Below are 9,181 nucleotides of genomic sequence, written 5' to 3'. Positions count from 1 at the left end.
CACAGCAGCGATCCGGTCCTGCAAGCCCAGGCCAAGGCGGGCCTGGCCTGGGTGGCCGGGCAGGACGTGATCGTCAGCGCCGATGAGGTCGTGCACCTGGCCCACGCTCGAAGCGCGCTGGGGGTGGCTGCGCCAACCCAGTGACGAGCATCCACCGGGCATGAGCGAGGAGGACTGGCAGCGCTTCTCAGCCCACGCACGGGCACTGTGCTTCGACTGCCCGGAGCTGTTCCAGGCGCAGTGGCACGTCGATCCGCAGGAGTTCATCCGCCACATGCGCCGCTGTGGCTGGCGCTCTCAACAGGAGTTTGTGCAGCTCGTGCCCAGCCACGCGGTGCGAACGGCCACGCAGAACCGGCAGCGGGTGACGGTGTGGGAGGCGGTGGTCGATGCCAATACAAGAGATCAGCCCATACTGCCCAATCACCGCATCCCTCTGAACAAGATGCTGCGCACCTACGGCATCGACACGCCGCTGCGGCAGGCCTGCTTCTTCGGAAACTCGATTCAGGAAACCGGCTGGCTTCGCAACTTGGCTGAAGCGGGTGGCAATGGCTTGTGGTACGCCCCATGGTTCGGACGAGGCTTCTTGCAACTGACTGGCCCAGGCAACTACTGCGAGTACTGGCGCTGGCGCGGGCGCCACGTGCCACAGGACTTGCAGCGTGCGTTGGAGCAAGCCTACGACGCCACCTACCGGCTGCCCGGTGCACAGCGCACCAGCGAACGATTGCGAGATGCCCACTTTGCGCAGTTGACGCAGGAAATGGTCATTTGGCGTCGATCGGTGGAGGGGGGTGATGCTCAAGCCCCGGTCGCCGATGATCTCTACGCCCCAGCAGACAGCGCCGGCTTCTACTGGTGCAAGACCGGCATGGCGCGCTATGCGGATGAGGTACACGCCGTACAACGCCAAGCTGTACACACGACACAGGGCGTGAGGGTGTACTACCGCAGCCCCGCCTTCTGGCGGGCCAGCGCCGCGGTGAACCTGCCTGCGGCGGTGAATCGGCTCTACAGCCCAGCGTTGAACGGTTTCGATTCACGCTGCTGCGCCTATGGCGTGGCTTTGGCGGTACTGACTGAATTGAGACTGCTCGACGAGCACGGCCGCGCCACACTGTGGTACCCCGAGGGTTATACGAGGAGAAGATGGTGGTAAAGCGATGGATGGTGGCCGCATGCACGGTGCTTGCCACCAGTGCCGCGACGGCCGATGTGAGACCCGCCCCCCAGGAGCCCACCAAGACCGCGGTGCTGGACATGGGGCCAGGGTGTCGCATGAGCGTTACTGTCCCAGAAGCGGCCCGCGAGTCCGGAAGTCCAGAAGGCGGGGGCTCTGGCAGCATCACCATCGAGAACCCCCTCAATCTGAAACGCAAGACGTACATCGAGCCGTTCTATCTACGGTTCATTTGTTATGACGCAGACAGTGAAGTGGTGACCAATGGCTGGGGTAAACGCTTACCCAGCGGGGAGTGGGTCGCCAGTGTGTCCTCATCGGACGAACCGTTGTTCAGGGGCGCATTACGTGCGCATCAGGTGCACTCAGTCAATGCCTCGGGTTGGGCTGTGGCCGTCGATGACGTCATTGGTGATGAGCGCTATCGCCTTCGCCGGTTGTATTACTGCGTGATTCATGAACCCAAGGCAGTGTGCGGTCATTCCGAGATGGGACTGCTGACACAAATCCGTCGCCACCCCAAGCACGACCTGACCCCCTACGCGCTGAAGATCCTGCGCAGCATTGAGTTCCTCGACGACGCAGTCCAGGCTGCGCCGGCGGCTTCGCGGTGAATCGGCAGCCAGGCGCTGAGGAGAAGACTGCTCCGTGACTGCGATGCCGGCGCTTGCTGACCAGGGTTTCAAGGTGCACCAAGGCATGTCAGCGCCGTGCTATTGCGCCGGAGAGGACGCCAACTGGACACCGTCCCCGAAAGACTCGACAAAAGTCCGATCGATGCGGTCTTTCCAGCGCCACACCCAGGCGCCATGGGCAGACAAGGGCCCCCAGCTGGCAAGCGCCGTGCCGTCGCCACAGGACAGCAGGGCCAGGGCGATGCGCTGAGGACGGTAGGCGCCAAGGGCCCGACCCGCCGCCCAGGCCCGCAGGTTGGCAATCAGCATGGGTGCCGCACGGACGGCGTAAACGCCGCTGCGCGGGTGCGGGGTGTCCACACGACTGGCAACATCGCCCACCGCGAAGACGTTCGGGTGTGACACGGATTGCAACGTGCTGCCCGTGGCAATGAAGCCATCCGGGGCCCGCCGCAGCCCGCTCTCGGCCAGCCAGCTCGGCGGCTGCACGCCCAGCGCCACCACCGGCGCGTCACACGGCAGGCGGCTGCCTCCGGACAGACGCAACTGGCCAGGTTCGATCTCGACCACATCGTCCGTAATCACCGTGATGGCCCGGGACTTCAGCACGGACAGGGCCCGGTGGCGCAGGCCCCGGGAAAAACCAGGCAGCAGGCCGGCATTGCCTGCCACCAGGGTGACGCGCGCCCGGGCCACCAGCGCGCGGCGCATCGCCAAGGCCAGCTCGAATCCCGCGGCCCCGCCACCGATGAGCACCACCTGCAGGCCGGGCTGCCGCGCCGCGAGCGACTCGACCTGCGGCCACAGCTGCACGAAGCGCTGCAAGGGCCGAACGAACAGCGCCTGGTCACGGGCGCCGTCGATGAGGTCGCGCGACATCTCGCCCCCGGTATCGAGGCTGAGTGCATCGTAGGCAAGTTCGGCCCCACCGGCGAGTCGAAGCTGGCGAGCTTCGGCCCGCAGCGCGCTCACAGCGTCCAGCACCAGACGGACACCCGCACGGCGCGCCAGCGCGGCAAGGTCGATCTGCGCCTCTTCCGGGGCATAGCGGCCGGCAATCACGCCCGGCACCATGCCGGAGTACCACTGGGTCGGCTGCGGCGTGACGAGGGTCACCTCGACCCCCGGAAGAGGCTGGGTTGCCAGGACGGCCAGCACCTGGACATGGGCATGGCCGCCACCGGCCAGCACGAGTTGTTTCATTCGGAACGACAACGCGCAAACGTGAAGGACATGGCTGGCAGAGTCTGCCACCGGCTCAAAGTTCAGCCGCCGCAACAATCACTCACCACGTCGCCAGGCGTGATAGCGCTCGACCCAGCGCAGCAGGGCTTCGGGCTTGTGAGCCTTCTTCCACTCGCCGGCGGCGTACTTGTTGGCCTCGGCGAGAGTGGGATAGATGTGGAGGGTGCCGAGGATCTTGTTCAGGCCCAGGCCGTGCTTCATCGCCAGCACGAATTCAGCCAGCAGGTCGGCGGCATGTTCACCGACAATGGTCACGCCCAGGATGCGGTCCTTGCCCGGGACGGTGAGGATCTTGACGAAGCCGTGAGCCTGGCCATCGGCGATGGCCCGGTCGAGGTCGTCGATGCCATAGCGCGTGACCTCGAAGGCCACGCCTTGCCGACGGGCCTCGTCCTCGCTCAGGCCCACCCGAGCCACCTCGGGGTCGGTGAAGGTGGCCCAGGGGATGACCGAGTAGTCGGCCTTGAAGGTCTTGAGCGACCCGAAGAGCGCATTGACCGCGGCGTACCAGGCCTGGTGGGCCGCGGTGTGCGTGAACTGGAAGGGGCCCGCCGCGTCGCCGGCGGCGTAAATGTTGGGGTAGAGGGTCTCGAGATGGTCGTTGGTCTCGATGACGCGCCCGGTGGGGATGCCCAGGGCTTCGAGGCCGTGGCCTTGCAGACGCGCCACGCGGCCCACGGCGCAGAGGATCTCGTCGCCCTCGATCACGACCTCGCGGCCTTCGTGCTCGGCGATGAGGCGTTTCCCCTCGAGGCCCGGCTCGCAGCGCAGGGCGCGGTGAGTGGTGAGCACGCGCACGCCATCGCGCTCGAGCGAGGCCTGCACCAGACGGGCGGCATCCTCATCCTCCTTGAGCATCAGGCGCGGGGCCATCTCGACCTGGGTGACTTCGGCCCCCAGTCGTGCAAAGGCCTGGGCCAGCTCGCAACCGATGGGCCCACCGCCCAGCACGATGAGGCGGCGCGGCAGCATGCGCAGGGTCCACAGGGTGTCGGACGTGAGACAGCCCACCTCCTTCAAGCCCGGCAGGTCGGGCACGAAAGGCTCGGCCCCGGTGGCCAGGATCACCGCGCGGGTGGTCAGGGTCTGGACCGAGCCATCCTCGCGGGTGATGGCCACTGTCCACGGGTTGACGAGCCGGGCGTGACCCTGCACCACGTCCACGCCCAGACCGATGTAGCGATCCACCGCGTCGTGCGGCTCGATCTCGGCGATGACACGCCGCACACGGTCCATCACCTGGGCGAAGTCGATCGCCGGCGCCGTGTCGGCCAGGCCATAGCGTGAGGCGTGGCGCATCTGGTGGGCGAGCTTGGCTGAGCGGATCAGGGCCTTGCTCGGCACGCAGCCGTGGTTGAGGCAGTCGCCGCCCATCTTGTGGCGCTCGACCAGCGTGACCTTGGCGCGCACGGTCGCAGCGATGTAGGCCGACACCAGACCAGCCGCCCCGGCACCGATCACCACCAGATTGCGGTCGTAGCGACGCGGGCGCACGCTGCGCCAGCGCGCATAGACGCGGCCGCGCTGCACCGTGCCCAGGGCGCGCCGGGCGACCCAGGGGAACACCCCCAGCAGCACGAAGGAGCCCACCAGGGCCGGCGACAGGATGCCGGCCAGGGAGTCGATCCGCGCGAGCTGGGTGCCTGCGTTCACATAGACCACGGTGCCGGCGAGCATGCCGAGCTGGCTCACCCAGTAGAAGGGCCAGGCCTTCATGCGGGTGAGGCCCATCGCCAGATTGATGATGAAGAAGGGCACGACCGGCACGAGGCGCAGCGTGAAAAGGTAGAAGGCGCCGTCGCGCTCGATGCCGGCGTTGATCTGCGCCAGGCGCGCGCCAAAGCGCTGCTGCACGGCATCACGCAGCAGGTAGCGCGCCACGAGAAAGGCCAGCAGCGCGCCGACGCTGGAAGCGAAAGAGACGATCACCGTGCCCGCCGCGAGTCCGAACAGCGCGCCGCCCGCGAGCGTGAGCACGGCCGCCCCTGGCAGCGACAGCGCCGTCACAGCCAGGTAGATCAGGAAGTAGGCGCCCATCACCACCACGGGGGCACGTGCGTGGAGATCGGTCAACGCGGCCTGATGGCGCTTCAGTTCATCGAGGCTGAAGTAGCGCTGCAGGTCGAAGACGAAAAAGGCCGCAGCCGCAGCGGCGATGGCGACCCACAGGAAAAGCTTGCGCCCGTTCATGGGGCGTCCTTGTCGTGCTGCGTCACGCGACCGAAGACCTGCCAACCTGCGGCCACGCGGGTCAGAAGGGTGAGCCCGCACAACACCGCAAAGCCGTAGGCCCACCACGGGAAGTGCTGGGGCCACAGGCACATCAGCGCGAAGCAGATCAGGGTCTCGGTGGCTTCGGTGAATCCGCCCAGGTAGTAGAAGCCCTTCTGCGGGTAGACCTCGCTGCGCAGGCTCTGGCGTTCGGCCAGCACCGCAAACGCGAGGAAGCTGCTGCCGGTGCCGATGAAGGCCGCCAGCAGGACCGCGGCCGGCAGGGCGTTGGCCGGCGGGTCGGCCAGGGCAAAGGCCAGCGGGATGCTGGCGTAGAAGAGGAAGTCGAGCGTGACGTCGAGGAAGGCCCCCCGGGGGGTGGGTCGGGTCAGACGGGCGAGCGCGCCGTCCAGGCCATCGCACAGGCGGCTCAAGAGGATCAGTGCGAGGCCGAGCAGGGGCTGCGACAAGGCAATCGCCGCCGCCCCCGCCAGGCCGATGGAGAAGCCACTCCAGGTGACGGCATCCGCCCCCACGCCCCGGCGATGGAGGCCCAGGGCCAGCCGGTGGAGCACCGGCTGCAGGGCGCGCAGCGCAGCACGGTCAAGCATGCGAGCGCCTCTCAGCAGCCGTGTTGAGCCACGGCGGAGCGGGAGCCTCGACGTCGCTCACGACACCGCTGCACCGGGCGGGTTCACCAAGGCGATGAGGTCGGTCACGCCAGGGTCGATGCCGGCCTGCATCAGCAGCGTGGTCACCTGCCCTCGGTGGTGCGTCTGATGGTTGAACAGGTGGCTCAGGGCCTGCCAGATGGGATGCTCGCGAGCATGGCCTTGGGTGTTGGCGTAGCGCATGGGGCGCGACACGGCCTCGGGGCTGAGTGCGGCGGCCATGTCTTCGATGGCCGCATCCATCGCTTCCCGGTGCTTGCACAGCGCGTGGAAGTCATCAAAGAGCGTCATCCCCAGCCCGCGGAACTCGCTCAGGTGCACCACCTCCGCAGGCAAGGCGTCGAAGGGCGCGCCCTGTGCTCTCAGCCGGCCCAGCCAGATCTTGTCGCCCACCATGATGTGGTTCAGTGTGGCATGGATGGAGCCGAAGAACGCGCCCCGATCGCGCTTGCGCTCGGCGTCGTTCAAGGAGGCGGCGGCGCCGAAGAGCCGCTGGTTGAACCAGCGGTTGTAGCGCGCCATCCAGCGGTAGTGATCGGTCAGTTCGGCCAGCGCAGTCATGGCGGGAGTGGTCTCGTCAGGCGGGAACATGGCCCACGAGTCTACGCGGCTTGCACTCGCACCCCCACCCGCAGGGATTGGCGTCGTCAGCGCCGGCCGGCGGCCGAGTCTGCCCAGGTCTGGCGAGAAGCGCCGAAACCCGAATGGCCACCTGTGGAAGCGAAAAGGCGGGAATCCAGGCGGCTGGACAACACCTCCGCCGAGGCATAGAAGCGCAGGCGGTTGCGCCCGGCCCGCTTGGCCTCGTACAAGGCCTCATCGGCCTGATGCAACAGATCGACCAGATCGACCCGCTGGTCCTGCAGCATCGGTGCCGAGGCATAGGCCACCCCGATGCTCATCGTACAGCGCAGGAAGCTGCGGCCGGTGTCGATCTCGAGCGTCTCGAAACTGTGGCGCAGGCGCTCGGCAAACACGCGGGCTCCCGGCACGTCGGTGCCGGGCAGCACCAGGCAGAACTCCTCCCCCCCCAGCCGAGCGAACAGATCGGTCTCACGCTTGGCGCGATGGGCCAGCGCCGACAGGGCCTTGAGCACCAGATCGCCGACATGATGGCCATGCTGGTCGTTGACGCTCTTGAAATGGTCGATGTCCAGCACCAGAACCGTCACCGACTGACCCAACTGGGCTGACAGTGCCATCAAGCGGCTGCTTCGGTCCTCGAATCCCCGGCGGTTCAGCGCACCGGTGAGCGGGTCTCGCACCGCCTGGGCCCGCAGCCTTTCGGCCAGGCGGAAGTTGACGAGCAGGACCAGCAGCAAGGCCATGGTGCCCGAACCCACAAAGCTCAGGATGAGGAGCCAGGCGTTCGCCTCGGGCAAGGCCTGGCGCCATCCGCTCGGTCCCGCTTGCGCGAGGAAGCTGCCGCGCAGCCACCACCCGGTCGTCAGCACCGCCGCGCTGAGGGCGATGCCGACATGAATGGCCCGGAACCCAGGACGCATGCCGCGCCAGGCGGTGACGCCCACCCCCAGCCAGGTGAGCCCTGCCACGGCGGACATCCACAGCAGGCTGTACAACGGCTGGCTCATCATTTCGAGCACCAGGGACACGGCCGCGGCGGCCAGCACGCCTGCCATCAGGCGCCGCATCCTGCTCGGCCCCCCGCGGAAACGCCGCAGCCCCTCTGCGAGCATGCCGATGCCCAGAATCAGCGTCCCGGAGCCGGCCACGTACACGATCCGCCAGAGCCATCCGGTCTGCAAGGTGGTCAGGCCCGCAACGCTCATGCCCAGCAGCACCAGACCCAGGGCGCGCATCCACACGGCAGGCCCCGGCTGCTCCGGCGCCACGCGGCGCAGCATGAAGATCAGCGCCAAGGCCATGACCGACAGCAGGAGGAGCGCCAGCAACAGCGCCCAGTATTGCGGCACGCCCAGGGTCATGCGTGTGCCTCGGTGATCAGCCGCCCTGGCTCGCTGGGCGCAAGGTCGTTGACAGCCGGCGCCACGACGCATCGATTGCGTCCCTGGCTCTTGGCCTCGTACAAGGCGGCATCGGCGCGCGCGATCAACTCTTTCCAGGCGGCCTGCGCCGCAGGGGAACAAGCGATGCCGATGCTCGCCGTCAGTCGCAGTTCGCCCCCTCCGGCGATGAAGGCGTGCTCTGCCACGAGGGCCCGTACCCGTTCTGCCTCGCGCGTCGCTGTGGGCTCATCAGCGCCGGGCAGCACCACGGCGAACTCCTCGCCACCCAGGCGCCCCACGAGGTCGGCCTGGGGGAAGGCGTCGGCCAGGCACCGTGCAAACTGCCGCAGGACTTCGTCGCCCACACCGTGACCATGCGTGTCGTTCACGCGCTTGAAGTGGTCGATGTCGCACACCAGAACCGCCACCGGACGGCCCACACGCTTGGCAAAGGAAAGCACGGTTGCCATGGCATCGTCCAGCCCACGGCGGTTGAACACGCCCGTCAGCGCATCGCGGATGGTCAGTTGCAGCAGCGCCTCGTTCATGCGAGCCGTCATCAGCAGCACCAGGCCGCAGATCACCGCCAGCACCGACAAGGTCGTGATCATGCCCGCCAACTGAACGATGGATTGCACTCCTTCCAAAGCGCCTGGCACCAGGAGCAGAAAAAGCCGCAGGATCGCCAATGCAGCGATCAACCCGCAGGCGCACTGAAGGAAGCAGCGCACGCCGCGCAGGGACGGCTCCTGGACGGTCTGCAGGCTCCAGACAGCCGCGCCCATCAGCACCGCGATGCCGCACACGCGGATCCCCAGTCGTGCGGAAGGACTGGGGTAGAGGGCAACGAACAGGGCCGACAACACCATGGCGCCGAACACCACGGCACCCGCCAGGGCCCAGGGTTGCCCCAAGCGCAGGTACTGACGCAGCCCGATGAGCAACAAGGCATAGCCGGACAGCAGCAGGGGCTCGCGCAACATCAGCAACAAGGCCGGCAACGCCTCGCCACGCGCCACGAGCGCACTGCCAAGCCCCAAGGGCAGGAAGGCCAGGGCCCAGTAGCCTGCGCCCTCGGCATCGGGAACATGGGGAATGGTGAGCACCAGCACAAGCGCCAGGAGCAGCCCGAGAACGGCTGCGGCAAGAGAAACGATGGAGAAGTCCAAGCGTGTGGGTCGGCAGGAGCGCGACAAAAAGGACGGACGCACATCGCGCCCGCGACAGTATGCCAAGCACGCGCCCGTCGGAGCAAGGCGGAAAGGGCGG

Annotated in this window: 8 protein-coding genes; 2 read left to right on the top strand and 6 right to left on the bottom strand. The window is 67.5% G+C overall.

Going from position 1 to position 9,181, the window contains the following annotated elements:
• Positions 1-160: 160 nt before the first annotated feature.
• Complete coding sequence (locus C1704_RS13690) at positions 161-1,162, top strand: hypothetical protein (RefSeq protein WP_104303294.1); 1,002 nt, start codon at positions 161-163, stop codon at positions 1,160-1,162.
• Positions 1,163-1,281: 119 nt separating this feature from the next.
• Complete coding sequence (locus C1704_RS17485; RefSeq protein WP_146076086.1) at positions 1,282-1,797, top strand: hypothetical protein; 516 nt, start codon at positions 1,282-1,284, stop codon at positions 1,795-1,797.
• 99 nt (positions 1,798-1,896) lie between these two features.
• Here the strand turns inward: C1704_RS17485 and C1704_RS13685 are convergent, their stop codons facing one another.
• From C1704_RS13685 to C1704_RS13660, 6 genes are all read right to left on the bottom strand, one after another.
• Complete coding sequence (locus tag C1704_RS13685) at positions 1,897-3,021, bottom strand: FAD-dependent oxidoreductase (RefSeq protein WP_104303293.1); 1,125 nt, start codon at positions 3,019-3,021, stop codon at positions 1,897-1,899.
• 78 nt (positions 3,022-3,099) lie between these two features.
• Positions 3,100-5,253, bottom strand: coding sequence for an FAD-dependent oxidoreductase (locus tag C1704_RS13680; protein WP_104303292.1), 2,154 nt, complete (start codon positions 5,251-5,253; stop codon positions 3,100-3,102).
• Positions 5,250-5,885 (bottom strand): CDP-alcohol phosphatidyltransferase family protein, encoded by a 636-nt coding sequence (locus C1704_RS13675; RefSeq protein ID WP_104303291.1) that lies wholly within the window; start codon positions 5,883-5,885, stop codon positions 5,250-5,252. The genes C1704_RS13680 and C1704_RS13675 overlap by 4 nt, the downstream gene beginning before the upstream one ends.
• A gap of 57 nt (positions 5,886-5,942) precedes the next feature.
• On the bottom strand, positions 5,943-6,536 hold the full coding sequence (locus tag C1704_RS13670; protein ID WP_245876488.1) for a DinB family protein: 594 nt from the start codon (positions 6,534-6,536) through the stop codon (positions 5,943-5,945).
• 56 nt (positions 6,537-6,592) lie between these two features.
• Entirely contained in the window at positions 6,593-7,891 is a 1,299-nt protein-coding gene (locus tag C1704_RS13665) for a GGDEF domain-containing protein (RefSeq protein ID WP_104303289.1), read from the bottom strand.
• Positions 7,888-9,081 (bottom strand): GGDEF domain-containing protein, encoded by a 1,194-nt coding sequence (locus C1704_RS13660; protein WP_170064704.1) that lies wholly within the window; start codon positions 9,079-9,081, stop codon positions 7,888-7,890. Before C1704_RS13660 ends, C1704_RS13665 begins: the two co-directional genes overlap by 4 nt.
• Between the last annotated feature and the right edge of the window lie 100 nt (positions 9,082-9,181).

Origin of the sequence: Caldimonas caldifontis, assembly GCF_002930615.1 — a bacterium.
Taxonomy (GTDB): Bacteria; Pseudomonadota; Gammaproteobacteria; order Burkholderiales; family Burkholderiaceae_C; genus Caldimonas; species Caldimonas caldifontis.
Note: the sequence above shows the minus strand (reverse complement) of the source record. Positions and strands in the feature narration are given on the sequence as shown.